This is a genomic window from Bradyrhizobium sp. CIR48, from assembly GCF_014198315.1.
Lineage (GTDB): Bacteria > Pseudomonadota > Alphaproteobacteria > Rhizobiales > Xanthobacteraceae > Bradyrhizobium.
The window spans coordinates 23,410-48,905 of the sequence record NZ_JACIHG010000020.1 but is presented as its reverse complement, the minus strand read 5'-3'; the positions used below and the strand labels follow the sequence as shown (position 1 = coordinate 48,905).

At 60.9% G+C, this 25,496-nt stretch carries 24 protein-coding genes; 22 read left to right on the top strand and 2 right to left on the bottom strand.

Annotation, left to right across the window (positions count from 1 at the left end; all coding sequences use genetic code 11):
• Positions 1 to 90 precede the first annotated feature (90 nt).
• The 9 genes from GGD66_RS39420 (at position 91) to GGD66_RS39380 (ending at position 10,761) form a co-directional block, all read left to right on the top strand.
• Positions 91 to 792: an NAD(P)-binding domain-containing protein gene (locus tag GGD66_RS39420; RefSeq protein ID WP_210316764.1), complete on the top strand. Its 702-nt coding sequence runs from the start codon at positions 91 to 93 to the stop codon at positions 790 to 792.
• Positions 793 to 1,511: 719 nt separating this feature from the next.
• The gene (locus GGD66_RS39415; RefSeq protein WP_183234868.1) at positions 1,512 to 3,191 is read left to right on the top strand and encodes an MOSC domain-containing protein; all 1,680 of its coding nucleotides are present in this window, start codon (positions 1,512 to 1,514) and stop codon (positions 3,189 to 3,191) included.
• 86 nt (positions 3,192 to 3,277) lie between these two features.
• Entirely contained in the window at positions 3,278 to 4,555 is a 1,278-nt protein-coding gene (locus tag GGD66_RS39410; protein WP_092252188.1) for an MFS transporter, read from the top strand.
• A 136-nt stretch (positions 4,556 to 4,691) separates the two neighbouring features.
• Complete coding sequence (locus GGD66_RS39405) at positions 4,692 to 5,921, top strand: amidohydrolase family protein (protein ID WP_183261966.1); 1,230 nt, start codon at positions 4,692 to 4,694, stop codon at positions 5,919 to 5,921.
• Positions 5,922 to 5,999: 78 nt separating this feature from the next.
• Positions 6,000 to 6,500, top strand: a complete 501-nt coding sequence (locus GGD66_RS39400; RefSeq protein ID WP_183233403.1) for a nuclear transport factor 2 family protein — start codon at positions 6,000 to 6,002, stop codon at positions 6,498 to 6,500.
• An 84-nt stretch (positions 6,501 to 6,584) separates the two neighbouring features.
• On the top strand, positions 6,585 to 7,652 hold the full coding sequence (locus GGD66_RS39395) for a LysR family transcriptional regulator (RefSeq protein ID WP_183233402.1): 1,068 nt from the start codon (positions 6,585 to 6,587) through the stop codon (positions 7,650 to 7,652).
• 137 nt (positions 7,653 to 7,789) lie between these two features.
• Positions 7,790 to 8,410, top strand: a complete 621-nt coding sequence (locus tag GGD66_RS39390) for a glutathione S-transferase family protein (protein WP_183261963.1) — start codon at positions 7,790 to 7,792, stop codon at positions 8,408 to 8,410.
• A 52-nt stretch (positions 8,411 to 8,462) separates the two neighbouring features.
• The gene (locus GGD66_RS39385) at positions 8,463 to 9,710 is read left to right on the top strand and encodes an NAD(P)/FAD-dependent oxidoreductase (protein WP_183234866.1); all 1,248 of its coding nucleotides are present in this window, start codon (positions 8,463 to 8,465) and stop codon (positions 9,708 to 9,710) included.
• A gap of 118 nt (positions 9,711 to 9,828) precedes the next feature.
• Positions 9,829 to 10,761 carry a pyridoxal-phosphate dependent enzyme gene (locus tag GGD66_RS39380; RefSeq protein WP_183234865.1) on the top strand — a complete coding sequence of 311 codons (933 nt, stop codon included), beginning with the start codon at positions 9,829 to 9,831 and terminating at the stop codon, positions 10,759 to 10,761.
• Between the two features lie 309 nt (positions 10,762 to 11,070).
• Here the strand turns inward: GGD66_RS39380 and GGD66_RS39375 are convergent, their stop codons facing one another.
• Positions 11,071 to 11,835 carry an SDR family oxidoreductase gene (locus GGD66_RS39375; RefSeq protein WP_183233397.1) on the bottom strand — a complete coding sequence of 255 codons (765 nt, stop codon included), beginning with the start codon at positions 11,833 to 11,835 and terminating at the stop codon, positions 11,071 to 11,073.
• A gap of 165 nt (positions 11,836 to 12,000) precedes the next feature.
• Between GGD66_RS39375 and GGD66_RS39370 the strand changes: the two genes are divergently transcribed.
• From GGD66_RS39370 to rlxS, 13 genes are all read left to right on the top strand, one after another.
• Positions 12,001 to 12,732 carry an autoinducer binding domain-containing protein gene (locus GGD66_RS39370; RefSeq protein ID WP_183233396.1) on the top strand — a complete coding sequence of 244 codons (732 nt, stop codon included), beginning with the start codon at positions 12,001 to 12,003 and terminating at the stop codon, positions 12,730 to 12,732.
• A 197-nt stretch (positions 12,733 to 12,929) separates the two neighbouring features.
• On the top strand, positions 12,930 to 13,568 hold the full coding sequence (locus GGD66_RS39365; protein ID WP_183234864.1) for an acyl-homoserine-lactone synthase: 639 nt from the start codon (positions 12,930 to 12,932) through the stop codon (positions 13,566 to 13,568).
• Between the two features lie 158 nt (positions 13,569 to 13,726).
• The gene (locus GGD66_RS39360; RefSeq protein ID WP_183261961.1) at positions 13,727 to 14,131 is read left to right on the top strand and encodes an isochorismatase family protein; all 405 of its coding nucleotides are present in this window, start codon (positions 13,727 to 13,729) and stop codon (positions 14,129 to 14,131) included.
• A 463-nt stretch (positions 14,132 to 14,594) separates the two neighbouring features.
• Positions 14,595 to 15,563, top strand: a complete 969-nt coding sequence (locus tag GGD66_RS39355; protein WP_183233629.1) for an ArdC family protein — start codon at positions 14,595 to 14,597, stop codon at positions 15,561 to 15,563.
• Between the two features lie 86 nt (positions 15,564 to 15,649).
• Positions 15,650 to 15,871 (top strand): hypothetical protein, encoded by a 222-nt coding sequence (locus tag GGD66_RS39350; protein ID WP_183233574.1) that lies wholly within the window; start codon positions 15,650 to 15,652, stop codon positions 15,869 to 15,871.
• A 172-nt stretch (positions 15,872 to 16,043) separates the two neighbouring features.
• On the top strand, positions 16,044 to 16,196 hold the full coding sequence (locus GGD66_RS39345; RefSeq protein WP_183234862.1) for a hypothetical protein: 153 nt from the start codon (positions 16,044 to 16,046) through the stop codon (positions 16,194 to 16,196).
• A 1,108-nt stretch (positions 16,197 to 17,304) separates the two neighbouring features.
• Positions 17,305 to 17,628, top strand: coding sequence for a DUF736 family protein (locus GGD66_RS39340; RefSeq protein WP_183233576.1), 324 nt, complete (start codon positions 17,305 to 17,307; stop codon positions 17,626 to 17,628).
• Positions 17,629 to 17,743: 115 nt separating this feature from the next.
• Positions 17,744 to 18,547: a DUF2285 domain-containing protein gene (locus GGD66_RS39335; RefSeq protein ID WP_183234861.1), complete on the top strand. Its 804-nt coding sequence runs from the start codon at positions 17,744 to 17,746 to the stop codon at positions 18,545 to 18,547.
• A 149-nt stretch (positions 18,548 to 18,696) separates the two neighbouring features.
• Positions 18,697 to 18,918: a helix-turn-helix domain-containing protein gene (locus GGD66_RS39330; RefSeq protein ID WP_183233578.1), complete on the top strand. Its 222-nt coding sequence runs from the start codon at positions 18,697 to 18,699 to the stop codon at positions 18,916 to 18,918.
• Positions 18,908 to 19,447, top strand: coding sequence for a S26 family signal peptidase (locus GGD66_RS39325; RefSeq protein WP_210316778.1), 540 nt, complete (start codon positions 18,908 to 18,910; stop codon positions 19,445 to 19,447). Before GGD66_RS39330 ends, GGD66_RS39325 begins: the two co-directional genes overlap by 11 nt.
• Positions 19,448 to 19,942: 495 nt before the next feature.
• Complete coding sequence (locus tag GGD66_RS39320; protein WP_183234860.1) at positions 19,943 to 20,890, top strand: methyltransferase; 948 nt, start codon at positions 19,943 to 19,945, stop codon at positions 20,888 to 20,890.
• Positions 20,891 to 21,138: 248 nt separating this feature from the next.
• Positions 21,139 to 21,354: a hypothetical protein gene (locus tag GGD66_RS39315; RefSeq protein WP_183234859.1), complete on the top strand. Its 216-nt coding sequence runs from the start codon at positions 21,139 to 21,141 to the stop codon at positions 21,352 to 21,354.
• Between the two features lie 728 nt (positions 21,355 to 22,082).
• On the top strand, positions 22,083 to 24,050 hold the full coding sequence (gene rlxS, locus GGD66_RS39310; RefSeq protein ID WP_183234858.1) for a relaxase/mobilization nuclease RlxS: 1,968 nt from the start codon (positions 22,083 to 22,085) through the stop codon (positions 24,048 to 24,050).
• Positions 24,051 to 24,058: 8 nt separating this feature from the next.
• On the opposite strand, the gene GGD66_RS39305 is transcribed toward rlxS, so the two are convergent.
• Positions 24,059 to 25,408 carry a GSU2403 family nucleotidyltransferase fold protein gene (locus GGD66_RS39305; RefSeq protein WP_183261959.1) on the bottom strand — a complete coding sequence of 450 codons (1,350 nt, stop codon included), beginning with the start codon at positions 25,406 to 25,408 and terminating at the stop codon, positions 24,059 to 24,061.
• Between the last annotated feature and the right edge of the window lie 88 nt (positions 25,409 to 25,496).

Below are 25,496 nucleotides of genomic sequence, written 5' to 3'. Positions count from 1 at the left end.
TCACGTCCCCATCCGAGCGCGCCATAGACACACATCATTCGAAGTCACGTACGATTGGTGTGATTGGTTTCAAAACACCGTGAGAGTGTGGTGCTCCTCGAAGCGCGAATTCACAAATTCTGTTTCGGTCAATCAACAAAGGCGCGTTCTAAAATGCGTAATATTGCAATTTTCGGATCTGGTCGAGTAGGAGCGACGCTTGCCACCGGTTTGGCTGCGGCCGGGCATTCTTTGAAACTCGGCGTGCGAAACCCAGAAACGGCGCGCGGCAAATGGACGGGACCTAACGCGATGTTCGCCAGCCTAGCCGAGGCATCGCGCGACGCCTCGGTTGTTATCAACGCTACGCCCGGAGCGAGTAGCGTCGAGTGCCTTTCAGTTCTTCGCGCAGAGTTGAAGGGAAAGGTGCTGATCGATGTTGCTAACGCAACGGTACGTGGTCCGGATGGAATTCCGAGTGCCTTGCTTTACCCCAACTCAAGCTTGGCGGAAATCCTTCAGGCAGCATTACCTGAGACCTTCGTGGTCAAGACGCTTAATACCGTGTTGTCGCCCGTGATGGCGAATCCCGATCTGCTGAGATCGCCAGCGACCGTCTTTGTGTCCGGAAACGATGACGGTGCGAAGGCGGTCACGCGGGAATTACTGCGCGACCTCGGCTGGTCGGATCGCTCCGTCGAGGATCTTGGAAGGATCGATAGCGCGCGTGGTACCGAAGCACTGATCCTCCTCGTGCCCTATCTCATTCGTTCCAAAGGATTTGCAAATTTTGCGCTGAGCGTGGTGCGGTGAACCCAATCGATCGTTGACGAAGTGTGACGTCGCGCTCTGAGCGAAGTGTTGTTACTCGGCATCTTTTGCCTGCAATCAAGAGAGGCCGATTGGGTCAGTGGCGGCAAACCCGAAGGCCCGCCGAGCCGATTGTCGCTCCTCGCGCTCAACATGCGATGGTCGCTCAACGATGTGGGCGATGTCGTATTTCGCTCTTGGCAGCCGTACCCTCGGCAATCCGCGCACGATACCGAGCAGATCACGGGTTCGCTGATGAGCGTCTTGCGCTGCCCGACGGGCAGAGCTGGATGAGTGTTTACTTTTCGATCGGGGCGTTGGTGATCGTAGGATACTTGTGCAGCTGAGCCGCTTTCGGCCTAGGGGCGATACGCTGTAGCGTTCTAATCGCATCCGTTAACTCTCGCCTAATCCAAAATGCGAGCAGACACCTTCATTGTCGAAGCGGAAGGCGCCGTGGATCGTTTGTTTTGCTGAATTTCCTGCTGTCTAGACCTCCCTTCGGGAGCGCTCTCGAGCGTGCTCCAAAAGCGAGTTGTAGGAGTGAATGATTACGCAGAATATTCGGAGATCGCGAACAATTTCCAAGCTAGCAGAGATGAAGAGTCGTCGTGCCCCAAACACGCCTTAGTGGCAAATCTTCGGAGGCGCCTCGCACGCCAAGGATCATCGCCCTCAGCCGCGCTCATCCCGTCCCGACCGGGATTCGCGGCCGGCAGCTGATGACGTCGATCGTCCGCGACCCCATCGAGGGGCCACTGCAAATCGGTCCCGAAGGACCGGTCGACAATTCGACCGCTGTACACACCGAGCACATGCTGGCGTTTCCCGCCGCGCATTACGATTTCTGGACGCGTGAACTCGGCGTGGCTCGCAATGCATGGAACTGGGCCTGGTGGGGAGAGAATCTGACGGTTGATGGCGTAGACGAAGAAATGCTGCGCATCGGGGACCTGGTCAAGATCGGTACTGCCGAGTTTGAGGTCACGTCGCCGCGGATTCCCTGTTTCAAGGTGGCTTGGCGCATCGGTCAACCGGACTCCATCCTTTTGCGTATGATGGAGACGGGGCGCGTTGGTTTCCATCTGGCAGTGCTCAAGCCGGGTTTGGTCTCGCTCGGTGACGCAATCGAAGTCTCCTCTCCACAGCCTGAAAACATAACCGTCGCCGACATGTCGCGGCTGCTGCTGTCGACCTCCATCGAAAGCGTGGAGCAGCTGAGCGCCACTTTGGCGATCCCGGCCCTCGGCAAAAAGGCGGCGGGAGCGGTCCGCCGCCGAATTGCGCTGATCGAGGATCGCGAGCGCATGCGCGTCGGCCGCTGGCGAGGGTGGCGCCGGTTCATCTTGGCGAACGTTAATGACGAGGTCGAGGGGATCCGTTCGTTCCACTTGCAGCCTGATGACGATCAGCCCCTGGCTCCCCCGGCGCCAGGCCAATTTTTGAGCGTCAAGACCCAGCGCGAGGGCGAGCCGGACCTGGTGCGCACCTGGAGCATCAGTGACGTCGACCTGCAACGGCGCCTTTACCGCATTAGCATCAAGGTCATAGAAGGCGGCGCCGGATCTCGCCGCATGCACGAGCAGTTGCAGGTGGGAGACGCCATCTGGTGTCGTCCACCCGCAGGTCAGTTCGTCCTCAATCGCAGCGGTCACCGCCGTATCGCGCTGTTCAGTGCAGGTATCGGTGTCACACCGATGATAATGATGCTGAAGGGCTACATCGAGCGGGGGCAGGGCGCGCCGCCCCTGGTGTGGCTGCAGGTGGCCGTGAATGGGCGGGCTCACCCGTTCAAGGAGGAGATCTCCGCGCTGCTGGCGCAGCTCCCGGATGTTCACCGGATCATCTATTACACCCGGCCTGATCCCGCGGATCGCATTGGTGTTGACTACGACCGCTCGGGTCGCCCGACGGCGGAGGATCTGCGTGAGATTTTCGGGGCGCCTTATCCGCTCAACCTGTTTGGCCGGGAGCTGCCGTTTCCCGGACAGGAGACGGAGGCCTACGTCTGTGGCCCAGAGAGCTTCCAGGATCTGGTGCGGGATTCACTGCTGGCGATCGGTGTGAAACCCGCCGACATTCTTTCCGAGGCATTCGTCGTCAAAAGAGCGGCGAACGAAGGGCAGGCGGCCCTGATCGAGAAGGCGGCGGTGCGTTTCATCCGCTCCGGGGTAACCGCCGAGTGGCACGCGGACGATGGCCAGACCTTGCTGGACCTGGCGGAGGCCGCGGGCCTGAGCCCTGCTTATGCCTGCCGCTCCGGTCTTTGCCAGAGTTGCGAGTGCGCGATCATGGCCGGTGCTGTCCAGTACGACCCGCAGCCGTCGGTGCCCTTGGAGAGCGGCAAGGTGCTTATCTGCTGCGCCCGGCCGGCGACGAACGTGATCGAGCTGGATGTTTGAGCAGCCGGCAACTCCTGTCTCCATCCGACCGGGGGAGTCTTGAAAAACTGGAATTGCGATCGACGAGACTAAGGGGAGGAAATGGGATGACTTCGACGCGGGACTATTCCGAGCTCAAAGCAAACTGGCGCCTGCTGCTTGCTGCGTTTGTCGGATCGGCTGTTGGATTCCCGACGCTTCCATTCTTCAGCATTGGCGCTTTCGCGCCGACGTTCCAGCGCGTCTTCGGCTGGAGTCAAGCTGCCATTCTGGGTGGGCTGCTGCTTGCCACGGTCATGATTCTTGTCTTCGGCACCTTTATCGGAGCATTCATCGATCGGAGAGGGCCCCGCCTGATCACGATGGTCTCGCTGGTTGGCATGGGAGTCAGTTATATGGGGCTTGCCGCCTCCGACGGCTCCATGACGGTCTATTATGCCGCTTGGGTCGCTATGTGCGTCACCGGTCTCGGGGCAAGTGCCATATCTTTCACGCGCGTGATCAGCGGCGCTTTTAGCCGGCGTCGTGGGCTCGCGCTTGGCTTGGTGTTGGCAGGATCAGGCGTCTTCGCTTTGCTGGTGAAACCTTTTGCGGCATGGCTGATCGCCGCCTTCGGTTGGCGCGTTGCCCTGGTTGCCATCGGTGCTCTGCCGGTTTTGTTTGCGGCTCCGCTCGTGTGGTGGGGGTTCCCAAGAAGCTGGACAGGACCGAAAGGCGTTGTCGTAATGGGTGATACGGGGCTCAGCGTCAGGGATGCCTTGCGAAGTTGGGCTTTCTGGGTGCTGATCGTCGCCTTTATTGGCATGGGTTTTGGGATCGGCGCACCCGTGCCAAACATCGAAGCGATCCTCAACACCAAGCAGCTCGATGCGCGCGTGATCGTAAATGTGGCGGCGCTCATTGGCCTCTCCATCGTTGTGGGCCGTCTTGCTGGCGGTTGGTTGATGGATCGCTTCTGGGTCCCAGCCTTGGCTATGATCATGTTGCTCAGCGCCGCCTCGGGCTGCGTGCTGCTGTCAGCGTCCGTGGTGACGGACACCAGTGCAGGCGCCGCCATTGTATTGATCGGCCTCGCCGCCGGCGTGGAGTATGACATTCTGGCCTATCTGGTCGCCAGGTACATCGGCCTGCGCCGCTACGGATCTATCTACGGCATCTTATTCGGCATCTTCGCGATCGGAGCCGGTGGAGGGCCAGCGCTGCTTGGTCGATCTTATGATCTATCCGGCAGCTATACGACGGGCCTCTTAGCCTGCGCAGGCGCCCTGGTCGCATCCGGTCTCTGTCTCTTGTCGCTGGGTCCCTATCCTACGAAGTTCGAACCCGTTCAGGGCGCCTCGTGCCCCAGCGATGTCGAACCCCAAGCCTTCACCTCAAGCACCTGAAGCAGGCTGCCATGATCAGATTACTGAGCTACGTCACGCCGCGTTTGTGCTTGGCCTCGCTTGAGGCGACTCTAAGACCGGGTAAGCGCTCGCCGGCATACGACTCGCAAGCGCGCGTCAGCAGGAGAGATGGGCTGTGATTACAGTGCTAAGCAACGCGCGCATTTTTGACGGGGTCTCCGAAAATATCATTGAGAATGGCGCGGTGGTCATTGAAGGCGATCGGATTCGGGATGTGACATCAGGCGCCGTGCGCCTCAGCGACGCCCGTGTCATCGATTGTCGCAACCGCTATCTGATTCCCGGACTGATCGACTGCCACGTCCACGCTTGTTCACCGACGTACAATTTGCCTGTTGCGGATCATCTGCCGGCGTCCTTGCTAACTTCCCATGCGGTCAGATGGTTGAAGGGCGCGTTGCACCGAGGGTTCACCAGCGTGCGCGATGCGGGGGGTGGCGACGTCGGTCTGCATCTGGCGATCGAACGGGGGGTTATCGAGGGGCCTCGCTTCTTCTTCTCTGGGAAGGCGTTGTCGCAGACCGGAGGTCATTCGGACAACCGTCCTGCTGATTATGTCCCCCAATCCGGTTGCGCCGGCTACGCCGGCTGTACCGGGCTGGTCGTGGATGGGGCCGACGCCGTGCGGCTCGTTGTCCGCGAAGAGCTGCGTAAAGGCGCCACGCAGATCAAGCTGATGCTGTCTGGGGGCGTCACCTCGCCGACCGACCCGATGTGGATGCCCCAGTTCACCGACGACGAGATCCTGGCAGCGGTCCAGGAAGCCGGTACACGCCGCGTCTATGTGATGGCGCACGCACATACCGACGATGCGGCGCGCCGCTGCGCCACCCTCGGCGTGCGTACTGTGGAGCACGGAACAGACATAAGTCCGGAGACGGCGGCCCTCCTTGCAGAACACTGCACCTACGTCGTTCCCACGCTGTCGCCCGCCGCGCTCCTCGAGCGGCACGGTGCGCGGGTGGGGCTACCCCCCGCTGGCGTCGAGAAAGTCAAGGGCATCATCACGCTTATGGCACGCTCCATCGAAAATCTGACTCGGGCCGGCGTAAAGCTCGGCATCGGCACCGATCTCTTCGGCGAGGAGTTTCACGTCATGCAAGGAGGCGAACTGAAATTGCGGGGCGAAGTTTCGCCGGCGATCGACGTGTTGCGCTCGGCCACCTCTATCGGTGCGGAAATTCTCCAAAAGAGTGGCGAGCTCGGGTGCATTCGCCCAGACGCTCTTGCCGACATCCTTGTTTTGGAAGGCGATCCCTTTGCGGATCTCGGACTTTTCGAGGACGCGGCGCGCAACATCCCGATGATCATGAAGAGCGGGCAGTTCGTGCGTTGCTCGCTCTGATTTCGGCGTCAGGTGGCCGCCGCGCTTCCGAGGGCCGGACAGCGGCGCAAATCCAAAATGATCAGCGAAAGGACGACGATGACCGATCCCTTGAAGGACCTGCTGGACAAGCGCGCGCTAGACGAATTGATCTTCAAAACGATGCATGCGCTGGATGCGCGCGACTGGCCTGCTTACCGGACGTCGTTCGTGGATGATGTCGCCTTCGACTTCCGCGAGCATGGCGCGGCCCCGCCTGAGGCCCGCCAAGTGATTACCGGGATAGACAGCTTTCTGGCCTTGCAGCGCGCGGTGATCGAGGGCTTTGACACTGCTCAACATCATGTCACGAATATGGTGCACACGATCGATGGCGACAAAGCCGTAACCAACTCCTATCTCTATGCTGAGCATTTTCTAAACAACGACCGCGGTGATCGTAGCGTATCGCTGGGCGGCCGTTATCAATTTGACTCGCGCCGCTATCCAGACGGCTGGAAGATCCATCGCCAGCGTTTCTACAGCCCATGGATCCGCGGCAACCCCATGCTCTATCAGATTGCCGTCGAGGTCACATCCGCGCGCGCCGCCGGCCGGTAGTGGCTGTCATGCCTGCCAAGCTCAAATCAGTGGGTCAGCTCCCTTTCATGGAATAATCGAACTGCCACGGAATCGATCGTCGAAATGAGACATCTCACGTTTCGCCAGCTGAATATCTTCGCGACGGTGGGCGACCACGAGAATCTGGCGGCCGCCGGCCGGATACTCGGCCTCTCCGCGGCGACCCTGAGCGATGCTATTCGAGATGTCGAGGCCGCGCTCGGTAAGGAAATGTTCGATCGATCATCACGCAAGATGCGGCTGTCCGCCGACGGTCGCGCACTGCTGCCGGATGCAAAAAAGCTCGTGCGGGAGGCGCGTGCGCTGACGTTGCGACACCGCAGCCGATCGGTGCTTTGCATCGGCGCTTCAATGACGGTCGGGAACCATATCTTGCCGCCGCTGCTCGGTGATTTCGCGCTGAGGCACCCCCAAGCCGAGATCACGGTGCAAATTCGCAACACGGACGATGTCATCCAGCTGTTGGCGGAGCATGCGGTGGACGCGGCGATCGTCGAAGGGCGTGTCACCGATTCCTCGCTCGATGTTCGTGTTTGGCGGAGAGATCCGCTGGTGATCATCGCCGCGCCGGGCCATCCGCTAGCGAGAACCTCGGACCTCGCGGCTCTCGGCGCGGCGAGGTGGATCCTGCGAGAGGATGGATCGAGCACGCGTTGGTCTTTCGAGACAGCTGTCGCTGATTGGCCGGTTGCGCCCTATGTACTTATGACCGTTGGTAGCAACGAACTCCTGAAAGCTGCCGTGATGCGCGGATTGGGCCTCAGTTGCATCGCGGCGTCGGCAGTGGCGGCGGAGGTCCGGCGCGGCGAGTTGGACATCGTGCCCCTGAATTGCGTCTCGTTCCAACAGACCTTGAGCATCGTCCAGCGCGCCAACAGACGCTCGAGCGCAATCGTGCAAGAATTCCTGGATCTCTGCCTCGCGGCCCATGTGCCCGCAGGTGTTGAGGCGGACTCCCGTTCGGGCAGAACGTTGCCTTTGGCGAGTGGCTCAGCCGAGACCGCTAACGTGATCGGCGGAAAGGACGCATCGGCTCTGGCGTCGGGCCGGGCTTGCAACAGAAGCGGCCCTCGAAAGCGCGATCATTCGCATCTCGAAAATGGGCTGCCTATTGGTCCGTTCGCTTCGTGAATCTCTAACGTCGAGTTCGGTCTTTTGCTACTTCCGCCGACATCCATGGCTGGTACGCTCGGCGCAAATCAGAACTTCGGGGGCGCCGCATCGCTTGCGTCGACCTTGGGCCAACACGGAGCGGAGGTGGGCAGAGCATGAAGTTGCACGGAAACAGAGTGGGGTCGAATTGCCGTCGGGTGACCATCTATCTTGCGGAGAAGGGTCTTGAGCTCGAACTCGTTGAGGTTGACCTGGCATCAGGCGAGCACAAGAGCGCGGCGTTCCGTGCGAAGAATCCGGCCGGCCTTATACCGGTTCTGGAGTTGGACGATGGAACTTTCCTCCCGGAGTCTTCGGCGATCGTTGAATATCTCGAGGACAAGTTTCCGGCCCCGACAATGATCGGCGGCACGCCAGAGATGCGAGGAAAGATACGAGCACTCGAAAGGATCGCCAGCGATCTCGCGATAGTTTCGGGTGTAATGCTTAAGCACTCCAACCCCATGTTCGCAAAGAACGTCGATCAGGTTCCTGCAGTGGCTGAGGCCGTGCAGGGGATCGTCGCCCAGCAGCTTAGCCTTCTCGAGGCACATCTCGGCGACAAGCCCTTCCTGGCCGGGGAACGACCGACCATCGCGGATATCACTCTCTTCTCCTTCACCCAGGCGTTCAGAGTTCGGATGAACACGACTCTTACCGAAGGCTCCCCGCGTCTGACCGCCTGGTACGAGCGGTTCGAAAAGCGACCGAGCGCTGTGTACCAGGTGAGCGCCTAAATGGCGCGGTTGATCGTGCAAATGGCCGGATGAAGCAAGACCGGGAGCAAATATGACCAAAAAATCAGCCAGCAATGTTCATCTCTTGGGCGCGTCCTCATCGCTCCTGAATGACAAGAAGATTGCCATTATCGGCGCGGGACCATGTGGCCTGACGCTAGCGCGGCTCTTACAACAGAAAGGCGCCGACGTACGCGTCTTCGAAATGGAGCCGTCGAGCACGGCGCGTAACCAGGGCGGCTCGCTCGATCTGCATGAAGACTCCGGCCAACTCGCCTTGCGTAGAGCCGGTTTGCACGAGGAATTCCTCGCCGCATGTCGACCGGAAGGGCAAGCCATCAAGATCGTAGACAAGCATGGCAAGATGATCGTGGATCTGCAGCCGAAAGATGAGGCGGAAACACGTCCCGAAATTGATCGCGCCGTGCTGCGCAGCCTACTGATCGACTCACTGGATGCCGAGACGATACAATGGGGGCGGCCGTTAGAGAACGTGGAGCGGTCTGCGCAGGGAAATCTGCGATTGGTGTTTGCGGACGGGCGGCACGTAGATGCAGATCTGGTATTCGGATGTGACGGCGCATGGTCGAAGGTCCGGCCGTTTGTTTCCACGACGAAACCGTATTATTGCGGAATTACGATTGCGGAAACCTGGATTCCGTTAGTGGAGGCGCACCACCCTCGCGTGGCTGAGCTTGTTGGTGCCGGCATTTTTCTGGCGACGGGGGACGACAAGGGGTTGCTCGCTCAGCGGAACGGCAATGGCAGCGTTCGGGTGTACGTGCTCCTGCGTGTTCCTGAGGATTGGACGCAGCGCTGTGGTTTTGCTTTCAATCAACTCGATGCGACCCGCCAAGGCCTGTTGCAAATCTTTGAAGGATGGGCGCCGCATCTACGTGAGGTGCTGACGATACCGGATATGTTTATTCCCCGCTCACTATACACACATCCCCCTAGGCAGGCCGCTTGGCTCGATCGAGCGAACGTCACATTGTTGGGAGATGCTGCTCACGTGATGCCATTTTTTACAGGGCGGGGGGTCAATCTCGCGATGCTGGATGCGGCCGAGCTCGCGGACAACCTGACATCCGAAAAATTCTCTGACGTTGCGGGGGCTATCCGCGCATATGAAACAAGCATGTTTGACCGAATGGCCCCGGAGATCTCCGAAAACCATGCCGATCAGGATGTATTCATCTCTCGCGACGCCCCTGCGGGCATCAAGGAGCTGTTATGGCGCAGAATAGAATTAGGCCAAGAACGCAAAGCCAAACCGTCGAGCGCCGGTTCTAACTCCTAGATCACCCGACTGCGATGTTGATGCAACGATGTCTCCCTCATTCCCAATTTGGGGAAAAGCAGCCGGTTCTGCAACAACGCGGCGACGGGTTCGAGCGATCTCAGAAAGATAGCCCACGATGCAGTCGAGTTTCCATCATGTAACGCCCGTTGTTGAGTCGCCGATGATCAATCAGCGGCTAGGGCGCCGCATTATGTTTAAGATGGACTGCCATCAGCCCGCGGGGTCATTCAAGATCAGAGGCATCGGCCATGTTGTGGCGCAGCATGTTGCCGCCGGCGCGGATCATTTCGTCTGCTCGTCAGGTGGCAACGCAGGGCTGGCGCTCGCCTATTGCACTGCGGCCCTCAAAGTGCGAGCGACAATCTTCGTCCCCGAGACCACGAAGACGAGCGTGCATCAATTGCTCGCGAGCTATGGCGCGACGGTCCATGTAGCGGGCAAGGTCTGGGATGAGGCCGATAAGGCAGCACGTGATCACTGCGCCGCTGAAGGCGCGGTATACGTATCGCCATTCAATGATCCCTTGCTTTGGCAAGGGCATAGCACCCTTGTTGATGAACTCGCGTTTCAGATCGAGCGACCCGACGCGGTCGTTTTGTCTGTCGGCGGTGGCGGGCTCTTATGCGGAGTGTTACATGGAATGCATAAGCATGGCTGGAGCGACGTGCCCGTCATAGCGGCGGAAACCAAAGGCGCAGATTCCTTTGCTGCGGCCGTTGCGGCCGGCCGCCCGGTCGCCCTGGGAGGCATTACCTCGAAAGCAACATCGTTGGGTGCCCTTAAAGTGTCCGACGAAGCCTTCCGCTGGACCGCGAGGCATCCTATCCACTCTGCGGTGGTCACCGATCAAGACGCCTTCACATCGTGCCTTACATTTGCAAACGAGCTTCGTGTTCTGGTTGAGCCTGCCTGCGGCGCCGCGCTATCAGCCGTCCAACAAGGCAACTTTCCGCTCGATAAGTGCAAGAACATCGTGGTGATAGCATGCGGTGGGAATGCCGTCAGCGCGGGCGCATTGTGCGAATGGGCGACGCATCATTCGGCTTGAGGCGCTCGGCCTCTGTCCAGATGATCTTGAGAGGCCAGCATCAAGGTGGTCAACCTGGGTCAATCCTCGTACATTTGCCTGCAGACGGCGACTGACGCGAAGCGATAACCGCCAACGACGGCTTCAGAGGTGCCTTCGACCGCCGGTGAGTAGTTTTGTGAGCTGGGTGAGGTCTTATGGTCTCGTTTATCCTCCGCTACCCGCAGTAAGCGCCGCGGCGTAGCGCGCCGTCAGATGAAGGCAGATGGCGCTCGTCGATCTTGCGATCCTCGCCGTCGATGAAACGGGATCGCGCCGAGGGGCTTGAAATCATTGGGCGTAGACGGCGCCGCCATTCACGTAAACGGTGGTCGTGTTCACCCAACGCGCGTCATTGGACGCTAAGAACAAAGCCGCGTCAGCAACTTCTTCCGGTTCACCCGGTCGTGTGAAAGGGGTCGGAATGGCCGGGGCCGGGGCCGAGCCGGTCGGACCGACCGCCAGGCCCGCGATCCGGTCGGTGCGTATCAGTCCGGGGGCCAGAGTGAGGGCACGCACGCCGCGAATCGCAACTTCTCGCGAGAGGGCCCGGGTCAGCTGTTCGATCGCGAGCTTAGTGGATGAATATAGGCAGTGCTCCGGCACAGCAAGTCGGGTCGTTCCCGAGGAGAGGCTGATGATGACGCCGTTGTCGCGCACACGACGGCCAGCTTCTTGAAACGTGACGATAAAGCCCTTCAGCACCTTCAGCTGATGGTCGATGGCTTCCTCGGAAAGCTGAGTTGGCGCTCCTGCAGCGATTCCGGGCATCCCGGGATGAGCATTCGCGACCACGATATCCAGAGCTCCGAATGCCTTTTGCCCTTCATCGAACAGCCGGCGTACTGCCACAGGGTCCATGCTATCGCCCTGCAAAACGACGGCATCGCCTCCAGCCGCCTTTACCGCATCCGCGGTCGCATCCGCTGCAGCTTTGTTCGAGACATAGTTGACAACAACCTTCGCGCCTTCGCGCCCGTAGACCTCCGCGATCGCGCGACCGATTCCGCGTGACGCGCCGGTGATGAGCGCTACCTTGTTCTCTAGTTTTCGCATTGTGTCTTTCACTTCATGAGTGTTTTACTTCTTGAGTTGTCAATTTATCAGCCCCCCATATCATGGAAAGTCGTAAAGCTCCGAACGAGCTGTAAGGAATTATCGAACCGACGAATCCGGCGCTTCGATACACTCGGCGGTGATGGCTTGACGATCGCAAACAGAATGAATTCGATCGAGGACGCGTTCCAGGAATTCACTGACGCAATCCAGACGGCGGGCGATGTTAACGCATTCGAACGTCTTGCCGCGCGGCTCGCGCAAAGGCTCGGCTTTCAGCGATTTGCCTATTTGCGCCTGGCCGGCGAGGCGCCCGTGCTCATCTCGTCCTACCCGAAGTCCTGGACCGACCGCTATTTTGATCTTGGATATCAAAAGCTTGATCCCGTAGTTCTCCGTGCCAAGGCCGGGCGTGACCTCTTCAGCTGGGGTGGGAGAGCTCGTGCGCCCACGGGGTCGCGAGCACAGCGTCAGTTTTTTGATGAGGCCACGACCTTTGGCATCCGCTCCGGAATCACCGTGCCGATCAGAGGCGGTTTCGGACAGACAGCGGCCTTCACGTTGGCGACGAGCGATCGTGAGATCGATCTCGACCGTCTTGCCGGCGAATGGAGGGACATCATTCACCAGGCGGGATTGTATTTCCATGCGCACGTCGACGCGCGGCTCGGCGCTCCGTTCGTCACGCGGCAACTCACCGATAGCGAGCTGACCCAGCGCGAGCGTCAGTGCCTTGCATGGACAGCGCAAGGCAAAACGGTCGCCGATATTGCGGTTCTCGTCGCGATCGCGCCGCGTACCGTCGTCTTTCATCTTGAAAATGCACGTCGCAAATTGGGGGCGGCGTCGATCGCTCAGTGTGTTGCGATAGCATTGCGCCGCGGTCTGTTGAGCTGACGGCCTCGTATCTGATTTCCAGCAGGGCAGGATAAGGAAGGCGCATGCGTGCGGCCTTCAAGACGAAGGGCTCTTTGCATTTAGTCTAAAGTGGTCTAGCGTAGTCCTGCTAATCGCGCCCCACCTGCAAAATCTGACAGGCGCTCACGCGGGCGTTTTCTGCTGTCAAAGCCTCCTGGTAACTCTAGGAGGTCGGTATGCACGCTATCGCGCTTCATACGTCTCAGTTTGGTCGCCATCTCGACCTTCTAATGTCGATGTATCGGCTCCGTCGGCGCGTCTTCAAAGACCGATTGGATTGGAGCGTGTCGGTATCGGGTGACCTGGAAATCGACGTCTATGATGCCTTGGGTCCCAACTATCTTCTCGTCGTCTCAGATGAGAACGAGGTTCTTGGCTGCGTCAGGCTTCTGCCGACGACTGGCCCAACGATGCTCGCCGACACCTTTGCCAATCTTCTGGGCAACAGGGCGGCGCCACGTGACGAGCGCATTCTCGAAAGCTCAAGATTTTGCGTTGACACCGAGCGCAGCGTCGATGCCGGCCGAACCGGCTTCAACCGCGCCACCTTCGTGCTGTTTGCCGCGATGCTCGAGGCGATGCGAGAAGGGGGAGCGCAATCCATCGTGACCGTCACTGATGCTCGAATGGAGCGCATCCTGAGGCGAGCGGGTTGGCCCCTGGAGCGGTTGTGTGAGCCCCAGCCGCTTGGACAGACCCTCGCGCTTGCAGGATTTCTTCACGATTCAGATCAGGCGCTCGAGGCCATGTACCGGCAAGCCGGGGTGGACGGACCGGTTCTGATCTCACTAGGATCGGAACGCAAGGTCGCCTGATCTTTCGGCGGTTGACAGAGTCTCGTTGCATGCTGGCTGATCCGCGACATAGCTGCGTTGTTCTCTTAAACATGACGCGAGGCGGTGGAGTCGACGCTCAGGCGTCCGCCCTCGGTCGACGCGGAAACCTCACATTGCTGCCGGCATGCCGGGAGGTCTTGGGTATCCGCCAGATCGCAGTCGGCGAGTATGAACGGGACAATGTTTCCGATCAAATCGCCGTCTCTATCGACCACTTCGATATCGATGCCTTGTCCGTTTGGCGGGATCCGCAGCTTGGAGCTTTCCTTGCGGAATCGGAGGCTAGCGTCGTCTTTCTGGGCGGATCATTTCTTGAAGAAGAGGTGCTGATCGCGGCATTGGAAGGGGTGCGGCACGGGTACGACATCCGATTGCTCTCGGATTTGTCGGTCGCACGTGATGAAGCCGATCGGTCGATCGCTTTGGCTCGCCTAGCCCATCACGGCGTTCTCGCCACCACGATCCGGCAAGCTCTCCTTGAATGGGCTGTGTCTCTGGGCGATCAGGCCGTCAGTCGGAGGGTACAGCAATTGCTCTTGTAAATGGCGCTTCCCGCAAGCGGCCGCTTGCGGGCCGGGCTCTCGTGAACCGAGCCCGCTTTGCGGTCTCGGCCTTGTGGCTTCGGTCCCTGGCGCAAACACGTCGTGCACGGATCCAGGCGCCCACATGTCGTCTATGTGTTTGATGGAGCCCCACGCTCTCGCTGACGCGTCGACGATGCCTTTGAGGGCGATGCTTTGAGGAGCCGGCCGCAGGCGGCCGGCGCTTTTAATGAGCCCCCGGAAGGCGGGGTGGGCGGCGCTCCCGCATAGCCCCGAACCGGCGGTCCGCAACCGCGCCTCGCTAAGTCTCTCTGTGTCGCCAGTGTGCTTGGCGCGGTCCTCCGCTGTCGCTCCGGCCGTTCCGGTGCGGTCCGCCTCTACGTTCGGGGCTTTCCGGTCGCTTCTCGCCGCCCACCCCGCCTTTCGGGGGCAGGGCGCGGAAGTGGAGCGAGCGGAGATCGTCATGTCCAAGCGTTCAACCCACCATCACGCGACCAAACCGAAGGCAAGTCTCTACGAGGAAATCACTGCCCACATCGTTGCGGATCTGGAGGCGGGGATCTTCCCGTGGGCCCGGCCATGGGGCACAGGAGGCGGCAATCAGGCTTGCGCGCTGCCGAGAAATGCAGCCACGGGCAAAGCCTATTCTGGGATCAACGTCCTGATCCTTTGGGGGCGGCTATTTGAGTGCAGCTTTGCCTCGGGGCGGTGGCTCACCTTCCGCCAAGCCTCAAGTCTCGGCGGTACAGTCCGCAAGGGCGAGCACGGCGTTACCATCTGCTACGCCGACCGCTTCGTTCCCAAGCGCGAGGAGGGTGACGCAAGCCGCACCTCTCAAGACCTGCAGGACGCGGACGGAGCGGCCGTTCCGTTTCTGCGGCGTTACACCGTCTTCAACGTCGATCAATGCGACAACCTGCCGGACCATTGCCTCGTCGAAGCGCCACCCGTGCCTGAGCACGAGATCGTGCCGCAGGCGGAAGCACTTACTATCGCAACGCGCGCCGATATCCGCATCGGCGGTGCAAAAGCTTTCTATTCGCCATCAGAGGACACGGTCCACGTCCCGCCGCAGCCCGCCTTCTTCGAGCAGATCAATTATTACCGCACGCTGTTTCACGAGCTCGGGCACTGGACTGGTCACCTCTCGCGCCTGAACCGGGAGCTATCAGGCGCATTCGGTTCAAAACTCTACGCCAATGAAGAGCTGATCGCGGAACTGACGGCAGCCTTCGTCTGCGCTGCGCTGTCGATCGAGCCCACCGTCCGCCATGCCGACTATCTCGGCTCGTGGCTCAAGGTCCTTCGGGAAGACAGCCGCGCGATTTTCCGCGCCGCCAGCAAGGCCTCGAAGGCCGCCGACTTCCTGCTTGCCTTCGCAGATGGCCACGCGACCCCCGCAACCGCGGCGCAGCCCGAGATTGGCCGGTGACGATGGGGGCGACGGCGGCGCTCGCCTTCGCTGCCCCCTGAACGGCCGCTCGACATCGGGCTCTTCGACGAGGCCGCAGGGCCGCATTGCTGTCCGAAATCGCAGGCAAGGCCGTCGCGGACGCCAATTTGTCGGAGCCGGGCAAGGTGCAGAAGAAGATCATCCACGACTGCCTGAACGGCGAGGGAAGGCAGCGCACTGAGCGCTTCGTGCCGCGCTACATGACCTTCCCGATCGGCCATTACGATCCGAACAAGACCCTCGAAATCGCACGGGCATCAGAGAGTATTAACGCTTTGTTTACCTGAATTTGGGCCCGACGATTCGGGCGCGGACAGGCTTGCCGCGCCCGGATTTCGCAGCGTCCGAGTCGCATCGGAGTCAATCCGGCGAACAGCAAATTCCGGGAATCGAGAACGGGACGACTCATCCTATAGCTCGATCAAGTTGACGGCAGTGCACTGCATCATGGAGCTGACGATGATGAACCCGTTCAAACTGTTTCCCGAGCCGCAAGCGGTAAGGCTCAGCCGCATCTGTATTGCCCAGGTCGTCGTCTGCGTTTCGGCGCTGACCTCCAACGCCGTCCTGCTCTCGAAGATCGTGCCGACCCTGATGAGCGGGTTCAACTGATCGTCGTGTAAGGCAGTAGCGAACGTCCACGAGGGCCGGGCAGGGCACTTCAAAATCAAAAGCCGGACCGTTGCACGCGATGTCGCGCTTCACGATCCGGCCTCATAGGTGGTTCAAACCACTCTCGGCCAGGGCGCCCAATCGACCTCGCGCACGCTCAACGCTGCGTTAGTTCTGCGCCTCTGAGACTGAAAGCGGGTTAGGCGAAGAGCTACTTCTTTTTCTTCGCGGCTTTTTTCGCGGTGGTCTTCTTCGCCTTCTTCGGCGCTGTCTTCTTCGCCTTCTTCGCTTTCTTGGCCATGTGCCCTCCGTCAATGCATGAAGCTAAAGGTGCAGACCGGGAATCGGCATGCACTAAATGATCGTAACATCGATCATGCTAGATTGACATCGCGGCACGTCGGCACGCGGGCAGCGAGCTCGAGTCGTCGTATCTCGTCGCAGTCAACGCCGCAGCAATGAGGAGCGGCACGGCCGCCGCGAGCAGCTCTGGTGCGCCGATGAGCGTTCGCTGCCAGAGTTGCAGATCAGTGCAAACACACCGTCGCCGGCCCTGGCCGGAAGCATCGCAGAGACCGGGAGAGAGCCTGCATCAGGGCCAATTCAGCCGCTGCCAGCAATAGGCTCACATAGTCCTTGCGGCTGTCTCGCCGCGGCAAATCCAGTCCCCTCCGATCCCGCCGTCCAGAGAGGATGACCCGGTGGTCGTGATAAGTCTCGGCGCTCTTGCCGCGGCTCGGATGACGGAGATGCGGTCCAGTAGGAAGACCTGTCACGCCTCCCCATTGTAGCTGCAAGATCATCTTGTGCCGCCCGACCGGGCGGGTCTTGTCCTCTTCTGTTGTCAGCGGGGCCGATCCCCTCATGCGTGGCGAAGAGACCTATGGGAAGCGCTCCGCCTGTCAAAACCTTTCCCGCCAGCTTTTTTCCCCGCCGGACGAAAAGGTCCGGCTCCTCGCGGCCGCTTCGCTGCAAAAAAGCCGTCGGCTTAGGTGCTCCGCATGCGCTGCGCCCCGAAGGCGGGTTCGAAGGCGTTTCGCTTCCCATAACGGTCTCGCCATCGCGAGGGGATCGGCTCCTCGCGGGGACAACAGAAGAGGACAAGACCATGACCGCGATCGGATACGTCACCAAGAACGACAACGGCAGCTACAAGGGCCAGCTCAAGACCGTCTCTATCCGGGCCGACATCGACATCATCCCGAACCGCGACAAGAGCGTCGAGACCCATCCCGACTTTCGGGTGTTCACCCAGGGCGTCGAGATCGGGGCGGGCTGGGTCCGCCGCGGAGAGAACAGCCGCAAGGACTATGTGAGCCTGTCGCTGGCAGCGCCGGAGTTCGGCCCGCGCAAGCTCTACGCCAATCTCGGCCGCGCCGCCGGCCAGGACGACGACAGCGTGTTTGCGCTGATCTGGAATCCGGTGGATTGATGCCAATCGGCCCCCGCGAGAGCCGCTCGCGGGGGCCGTGCTCTTGCCCCATTTAGACAGAACCATCCAAAGTTGTATTGGTGTTTCTAGTGGAGCCCGCTTATTGAACTGTTCGGTGAATTCGAAGGCAGGTAGAGACGACGATCACGCTGCTTCATGCTCGTTCGCCGCCTATGACGGCGGCGACTGGGCGTGGGAGTTCTTGCGCCGGAACGACGACTATATCTCCGACTGGCGAAGCAGCATTCCCAGGCATCTGCCATGTATTATGCTGAACGACGGGACGAAGCTGCTGCGCCTGCGGCGGCGGTTCCTGCAAGCGGAGAAGTGGGGGCTTTATGCCTTCGCCGATCCACGACTTTGCGCTCACGAGACAACCGCATTCTGGCACGCCAAGGCTTTGAAGCGCGTGGTGCGGCTGAATGCAAGAAAGCCGGACCAGGGGGAAGCGAGCGTCCGGCGGCTTGCGGATTTCAACGCCGAGCGACATGCGGTGATCGGCGTAGATGGTGTTCCGCTGGTCGTGATAAAGCGCAATGGCGTGGGCGTTCCCCTCGAAATCCACGGCCTTTCGGTACTGACAGCGGCGTTCACGCCCGTCTACGAGCTGCACGATCTCGACGATCTCACAGCCCAGACCGAGCTTTTAAGGCGTCTGCAGCGCCTCACCGACGCCGATTTTAGAGCGGCTCAAAAACCGTCCTTTGCTGCCGATGAGCGCCTCCAGCAGGCTCTCATCGCGCTCGACGAGAGCCTCAAAGGCAAGACGTATCGACAGATCGCAATTGCGATCTTCGGGGAGAAGAAAGTCACTGAGGAATGGCACAGTCATAGTCAATTCTTGCGCGATCGCACGCGACGCCTCGTCGCCAAGGGCACCGCATTGATGAAGGGCGGTTACCGCGACCTTCTGGCCTGATAGAATTTTTCCTTCTCTTTTGACGAACTTTGCCCGCGCAGGATGGCGAAAGCTCGCCTCTGATCTTCGCCACTCCACAAAGCGCCTGCGATCTGACGACGCTTCTTCTTGCACCTCTTGGTTGTATGGGGTGTCGGAAGGAAAGTTGGATGACCACGAAAACTGACGACAAGGAACCGGACAAGCCGTTCCTCAACACGGTCGAGGCGGCCGGCTGGCTCAGACTCACCAAGAACACGCTGGAGAAGATGCGGGTCCAGGGCAGGGGACCGGTCTACCGCAAGCACGGACGCTATGTCCGCTATCACATCGAAGACCTCGTCGAATGGTCACATGCGAGCAAGAGGAGGTCGACCTCCGATGCGGATTGATCGCACGAGATTATGGCGCCAGGCCTCCACGCTCTCGGCCATGTGCGCCGGCATCATTACGCTTCTGATGTCGTCCGCGCCCGCGGTGCCGGTTCTGATCTACAATGCCACCGGCAGCGCGCCGCTCGGCTTCTACTATGTGGAGCCGCGGCTGCCGGCGCGCGGCGAGCTCGCCGTCTTCAAGCCACCTCCTGGAATCGAACTCCTGATCATCGCGCACGAGATCCTACTTATGCCCGTGCCACTCCTAAAGCGGGTCGAGGCGATAGGCGGAGACGAAATCTGCCGTGCCAGGCAGCCGATCGGAAGCATATCCATCAACGGAAAGGTCGTTGCCGAGGTGCTCGACAAAGACCGGCAAGGGCGGCCTCTTCCGGCCTGGGAGGGCTGCATGAGACTGGTCGAAGGGGAATACTTCCTGCTGCAGCCCCACCCGAATTCCTTTGACTCGCGGTACTTCGGGCCGGTGCTCCGCTGCGATATTCTGGGCGTCGCACGTCCGCTCTGGACGTGGAATCCGGATATGTGAGCGGTTGATTTTACGGGCGCGCGTCTGCAACAAGGCGCGCGCTCGTCGTATTTTGCTCCCCTGCTCGAACCCGGATCGGCAACAGCCGCGTGAGGCCGGCAGGCAAGGTCCCAGCACGGGGCCGGCGAAACCTCCACGACGAGCCGTTCAGATCGCGACGTTGACGATCGGAAGATTGAACGCACCGGCTCGCGCGCGGGCTGGCATGCACAAGTTACTTTTCTCTTGAAGGGGGGACTTGAGGGGCGCTGCCCCGTCACCCCCGCAAGACCTTCTTTCGTCCTCCGGTGCAGCAAGTCGGTCGCACGTCGCAGCTCACGCTGGCTCGGTGCAACCGCGTTGCGCACCATCGGATGCGCGCCGGCAAAGCCGGCGCCGAAACAAGCTCTTGCCCCCCGAAACCCCGGTCTCGCCGACGGGCAGGCGGCATGGCGAAGGCCATGCGCGCTGCGCCGATCAAACGCCCGTTCACGGGCTCACAGGCGAGACATCACGATGGCAAAGTTGACGAAGGCGGAGGCCAAGGCACATGCCAAGGCCGTCGAACTGCTCAAGAAGGACATCCTCACCTACGATGAGCGTGTGTTTGTGCTGGACAATTGGCACGAGGGCGCAAGCCACATCAACGGATCGGCGGGGGCATTCTTTACCCCTAGCGGCCTTGCCGGAGACTTCGCGATCGATGCTTACGGCGGCCGAACCATCGACCTTTGCGCAGGGATTGGCGCCCTCGCATTCCACGTCTATTGGAGGGCACACTACGCGCGTGGCCGAGACGAACCACAGAAGGAAATCGTCTGTATCGAGCGTGATCCTGCCTATGTCGAGGTCGCCCGCAAGGTGTTGCCGGAAGCCCAGTGGATTTGCGCCGATGTGTTCGAACTGGACTTGTCGAGCCTCGGGCACTTCGGTTGCGCGATCGCAAATCCCCCGTTCGGAGCCACTCCCAGGCTAGCAGGCGGACCGCGCTACACTGGACGCTCTTTTGAGTTTCACGTGATCGATATCGCTTCCGGTATTGCGGATTATGGCGCGTTCATCATCCCGCAGGCGTCTGCACCGTTCCAATATAGCGGCGTGCAGTGCTACCGAGAACGCAAGAGCGCGGATTATCTCAAGTTCACTGAACAGACCGGAATTCATCTTGAAGCCGGCTGCGGCGTGGACTGCTCTTTCTATCGTGACACATGGAAGGGCGTCGCGCCCAATGTTGAAATCGTCTGCGCCAACTTCGAGGAAATCCCTCGCAACAAGGGTAGATCTTCGGTCCAGCCAGAGGCCGAGCTGCGTGCTCTCTGGAGCAAAAACGGCGTTCCGGTGGATCGGCAGGACGCCATAATTCGCGAGGTCGAGGCCAAAGCCAGGGGCGGAATTCGATCCGACGAACGCCCCGTCCAGGCGGACTTGTTCACTGATCTTGGGCCTTTTGCACCCAAGCGCTGACGGTCTCTGCGGCGAATTCGTCTCGCAAATTGCCTGAGCGAGCCAGGCTGCCAAGCCTGGTTCACTCGGTCGGCTTCCGTGCGGCTGATGAAGTTCAGTGCTTGTCGGTTGCGGCCCAACGGGCCATCAATGGCTTCAGCCGTTTCATTCAGACGCGGAGCACCTTTGAGCTCGTGGTCAGGGAGCGACAAGTAAGCGTGCGCCGGGTTTTCGATCCAGCGGCGGCCGGACTTGTTGTATGATAGCGGATGGACCGCGGCATGCTTCAAGAGCACTTAGCGATAGCGGAGCGCCACATTGCCCTTGGCGTGAAGCTTCTTGCCAAGCAGGAAGCGCTGATCGCCGAGCTGGACCGGCACGGCCATGATACCAAGGGCGCAAGGGACGTGTTGGCCACAATGGTGGAAACGCAGTCCCTCCATATAGACGACCGGGACCGCATCTTGAGGGAATTGGGACAGTAGGCCCGTTGATCTAGATCAATGGCCACCAGCGGCTCCGGTCAAGCTTCAGGCATGAATGATCCGAAACCAGAGGCACATTCCGCCTCCAAGCCGACGCGCTTGGATGAGGCCCGACGAGGGGTACGCGGCCGACCTCCGCGAGATAATCAAGAAGCTCCGCCAAAAGATGCATTAAGCCGCTTAGGTCGGAGCCAATGCCCGCGCCGACTTCCGCTCATTGCCTTCAGGGACACCGGAAGATTGCTGGTTCTGCACCACTGTTCGGGCCTAAGCGGAAATCAGTCTGCCAGCCCCTAGGACCCTCGCTCACCTGGGCAAGAGTTCGCGGAGGAGTGCGATAGTAACTGCTGATGGCATACGGGCGATGCCTTCGGCCCGCACTCTACTCGTCGCTTCGCTCCTCACCGAGCCACCCTACGGTGTCTCGGCCCTTCGGGTAACGATCGCTATCGCAAGCGTGCGCAAACAGTCGGGCTTCGTAAGTCAAACTGCCAAGTCACGGCGGCTCGTTCGCTAGGAAAGCAAAAAGGCGGGAGGGCAAGATAAAAGCACTGGCGCTACAGGGCGCCTAAGTCGTTGCCTGCACATCCAAGATTTGGCGCTCTCTGAGTGCTCGCTGTCACCAAGTGCACCCCAAGGCAATGGCGGACTTGCGCAATTGCGTGTGCCTCTTGGCGAATGCCCCTCGGCCTCACATATCGCCGGCAGTCAAACGTCGGATGCGGGCCATGCGAGAGATCGACGACGAATTCGATGTGAAGTTCGGACGGATCGGCAACCGCAAAGCCAGACGGTCGACCAGCTATCTTCGACGCGTCCGTCAGGAAGCGACCAAAGCTGGCGCCAGTGCGAGGGCAAGTTCATCGTTCACCGGCAGCCGCATCGGCCGAGGCCACGCACAGGGGGCGGTGCTGGCAGGGCGTGCGCGAAGTCAGGGGCAGCGCCGTGTCGTGATCAAGGCCCGGATCGTCAGGATCAAGTCGGGCAATCTGGGTGCCGTGCGCGCCCACCTTCGGTATGTACAGCGCGATGGGGTCACACGTGAAGGCGAGCCAGGGGATCTCTACGACGGCAGCAATGATCGCGCCGACGGCAAGAGCTTTACGGAACGAAGTGCCGGCGATCGCCACCAGTTCCGGTTCATCGTGGCGCCCGAGGACAGCGTGGAGCTCGCGGACCTGAAGCCGTTCGTCCGCGACCTCATGCAGCAGATGGAGCAGGATCTCGGCACCAGGCTCGACTGGGTCGCTGCCGATCATTTCAACACCGGCCACCCCCATACCCACATCGTTTTGCGCGGCAAGGATGATCGAGGAGACGACCTCGTGATCGCGCGCGACTATATCGCTCATGGTTTCCGGTCGCGGGCAGCGGAACTGATCACGCGAGAACTCGGCCCTGAAACGGAGATCGAAGTCGCGCGCAAGCTCCAGCAGGAGGTCACGGCGGAGCGGCTGACCCGGCTCGACCGAAGCATCCTGCAAGATGCTGCGGGCGGGGTTCTCGAGCTGGGTTTGCGGTCTGGACGGGAGCCTGCCTGGCAAACCGCTCGGATCGGACGGCTGCGAACCCTCGAGCGGATGGGATTGGCAGAGGAGAGCGAGCCCGGGCATTGGCGGATCGACCCTGAGCTTGAGCCCAGGCTCAGACGCATGGGGGAACGCGGCGACATCATCAAGACCATGCACCGCGAGATGGCCGCAGCAGGAATCTCGCGAGCAGCCGGCGACTACGCGATCTTCGATCCGGAACAAGGCGCTCGTCGCCTGGTCGGGCGCGTGGTCAGCGAGGGATTTGCCGACGAACTGACGGAGCGACGGTATGTTGTGATCGATGGGGTGGACGGGCGGACGCACTATGCCGAGATTGGGGCCGTCGGCGTCAACGACGAGCCGCCTGTCCGCAACACGGTTCTGGAACTCAGATCGCGCGTCGCTGAACCGCGGGCGATCGACCGGACGATCGCAGAGATCGCCGCCCGCCATGGCGGCAGCTACAGCGACCGGCTGCATCGGGAATTCGATCCCCAAGCGTCGGGCGAATTTGTCGGATCCCACGTGCGGCGCCTGGAGGCGATGCGGCGCGAAGGCATGGTCAGCCGTCTTGCCGACGGCAGTTGGGGTGTTGGGAAGGACTATCTGGACCGGGCGCATCGATACGAGCAGTTCCAGCGCTCGCGCAACCCGGTGCGGGTCACGGTGCTGTCATGGCAAAGGCTCGAAGATCTGCCGCAGGCGTTAGGCGCTACCTGGCTCGATCGCAAGCTCGTTGGCAAGGAGCCCGATGAACTCGCGTCGACCGGCTTTGGCGCGGAGGTCGAGACCGCGTTGCGAGCAAGGCGGCAATGGCTGATCGAGCAGGGGCTGGCGCGGGAAGAGGGTGGCCAGGTGCGTCTTGCGCGAAGCATGCTTGAGACGCTTCAGGCGCGCGAACTGGCACGGACCGCGGCTGATATTTCCGCGCGCACCGGTCTCGAGCATGTCGATGTCAAGGCCGGCGACAAGATTGACGGCGTCTATCGGCGCATGCTGACGCTGAACAGCGGACGGTTCGCCCTGATCGAGCGGTCCCATGAGTTCGCGCTGGTGCCCTGGCGGCCGGTGCTGGACCGAGCGCGCGGGCAATTGGTCAGCGGTCAGGTCGGGGGCGAGGGCATATCCTGGTCGATCGGGATCAAGCGCGGGATTGGACTCTGACGAGAGACTTACTTCCGCTTGGGCACACGTGGCGTCGGGAAATTCTCGACGTCGGATGTCTTGACTAGGACAGCGCCGGGCTCGTCGACCGGCGCGGAGAGATATTTGGCGCGAGCGATCTCCTCGATCCTCGACCTGTTCTTGAGGAACGCTTCCAGGCGGCCTTCTTGCCCAAGGCCGTCGGCGCCGAAATGGTCGTCCAGCGCCTCGCGGCTGACTGCGCAATTGACGGTGCCGCCGAGCTCCTTTCCCTGGAACGTCACGACGTCGCGGCTGAAGTCATAGCGGGCCGGGGGATTGTCGAAGGACAGATCGATGCCTGGAATGATCGAGCGAGGTGAGCCAATGGTCTTGAGCAACGTGTCTCGAACGGCGGCCGCAAGCAAGGCTAGCCCTTCGAGCATTAATTGGCGCCATTTGGGACCGCGACCATGAGCTTCGTCCCATGCCGAATTTAGCTCATGGGGTCGCTTTTCTGCTAGAGCCGCGAGCAAGGCCTCGGCCTGCTGCAGGTCCTTGTCACGTTTGGCAAACCCCTCCGGGCGCCTGCGGGAGATGATGAGCTTGTGGACGGCATAGCGCGCCGGCGCCGGCACATGCACATAGATGCCGGCGCCATGCAGGATGACCGTGGGCTCGGGATCGCGGATCAGGAAGTCCAGGAAGCGCAGTGGCTGGGCGTCTGTGTTCAGGGCGGGCAGCTTTTGGGGACGGGCGGTCTCCTTGCCCTCGTGGGGCGTGAGAAAATCAACGCGCAAGCCGCCCTTGGCCGCGTAGCTCGTCACGCGCCGGCCGTCAGATACGTGAGGGACGGCACGAAAGGACTTGTCGACTTCCTTCAGCACGTCCAGAACGGGCGGCGTGGAATCCTCAACCGCGACCGAGACATTCTTGAATTGCGCGATGTCCACGTCGCCGGTCTGCAGCGAGCCGGCCGAGAGGCGAACGCCAAGCATCGCAGCATAGGTCTGGTAGGCGATCGTTCCGACGAGTACGCCGCGAAGGCGAAACACACCTGCCCTGGCGAGCGCCGCGATGACGTCGCCGATCTCTGGAATGGGGCGAGGAAAGCTGAATGAGCGGACCAGCGTGGAGACAAGCGCCCGGCGCTCACGCTCGTCTTCGCGAACCTCATTGTGGTGGGCAATGCGCTCCAAGAGCTCAGGCGTCTCGGGCCCGACATAGCGCTGCGACCGTTCGGCGCCGGTACCGGTCTGGAAGTACCAATACTTGCGGCCGTTGATGCTCTTGGCCGTGAACGAGCCGTTGTCCGCGAAGGCCTCCTGGAAGGCGGCGTTCGCGGTGCGCTCGAGGAGCTCGGCGTAGGTCGTCTGGCTAACCAGGGAAGGGGCCGGCATGGTCATTGTCCGGGTTATACTCAGTCTGCGGATTGAGTATAAAGGGCGTGGAACCCGGCGTCCAGCTCATTTATACTCAGTTCGCAAA

Excerpts from the sequence above, each read along its gene's own strand:
- GGD66_RS39370 (WP_183233396.1), top strand. The coding sequence starts at position 12,001 with ATGAATTCGATCGAGGACGCGTTCCAGGAATTCACTGACGCAATCCAG.
- GGD66_RS39325 (WP_210316778.1), top strand. The coding sequence starts at position 18,908 with ATGCGGATTGATCGCACGAGATTATGGCGCCAGGCCTCCACGCTCTCG.
- rlxS (WP_183234858.1), top strand. The coding sequence starts at position 22,083 with ATGCGAGAGATCGACGACGAATTCGATGTGAAGTTCGGACGGATCGGC.
- GGD66_RS39320 (WP_183234860.1), top strand. The coding sequence starts at position 19,943 with ATGGCAAAGTTGACGAAGGCGGAGGCCAAGGCACATGCCAAGGCCGTC.
- GGD66_RS39415 (WP_183234868.1), top strand. The coding sequence starts at position 1,512 with ATGACGTCGATCGTCCGCGACCCCATCGAGGGGCCACTGCAAATCGGT.
- GGD66_RS39355 (WP_183233629.1), top strand. The coding sequence starts at position 14,595 with ATGTCCAAGCGTTCAACCCACCATCACGCGACCAAACCGAAGGCAAGT.
- GGD66_RS39400 (WP_183233403.1), top strand. The coding sequence starts at position 6,000 with ATGACCGATCCCTTGAAGGACCTGCTGGACAAGCGCGCGCTAGACGAA.
- GGD66_RS39330 (WP_183233578.1), top strand. The coding sequence starts at position 18,697 with ATGACCACGAAAACTGACGACAAGGAACCGGACAAGCCGTTCCTCAAC.
- GGD66_RS39315 (WP_183234859.1), top strand. The coding sequence starts at position 21,139 with ATGGACCGCGGCATGCTTCAAGAGCACTTAGCGATAGCGGAGCGCCAC.
- GGD66_RS39375 (WP_183233397.1), bottom strand. The coding sequence starts at position 11,835 with ATGCGAAAACTAGAGAACAAGGTAGCGCTCATCACCGGCGCGTCACGC.
- GGD66_RS39380 (WP_183234865.1), top strand. The coding sequence starts at position 9,829 with ATGCAGTCGAGTTTCCATCATGTAACGCCCGTTGTTGAGTCGCCGATG.
- GGD66_RS39305 (WP_183261959.1), bottom strand. The coding sequence starts at position 25,408 with ATGCCGGCCCCTTCCCTGGTTAGCCAGACGACCTACGCCGAGCTCCTC.
- GGD66_RS39345 (WP_183234862.1), top strand. The coding sequence starts at position 16,044 with ATGATGAACCCGTTCAAACTGTTTCCCGAGCCGCAAGCGGTAAGGCTC.
- GGD66_RS39385 (WP_183234866.1), top strand. The coding sequence starts at position 8,463 with ATGACCAAAAAATCAGCCAGCAATGTTCATCTCTTGGGCGCGTCCTCA.
- GGD66_RS39365 (WP_183234864.1), top strand. The coding sequence starts at position 12,930 with ATGCACGCTATCGCGCTTCATACGTCTCAGTTTGGTCGCCATCTCGAC.
- GGD66_RS39410 (WP_092252188.1), top strand. The coding sequence starts at position 3,278 with ATGACTTCGACGCGGGACTATTCCGAGCTCAAAGCAAACTGGCGCCTG.
- GGD66_RS39390 (WP_183261963.1), top strand. The coding sequence starts at position 7,790 with ATGAAGTTGCACGGAAACAGAGTGGGGTCGAATTGCCGTCGGGTGACC.
- GGD66_RS39395 (WP_183233402.1), top strand. The coding sequence starts at position 6,585 with ATGAGACATCTCACGTTTCGCCAGCTGAATATCTTCGCGACGGTGGGC.
- GGD66_RS39340 (WP_183233576.1), top strand. The coding sequence starts at position 17,305 with ATGACCGCGATCGGATACGTCACCAAGAACGACAACGGCAGCTACAAG.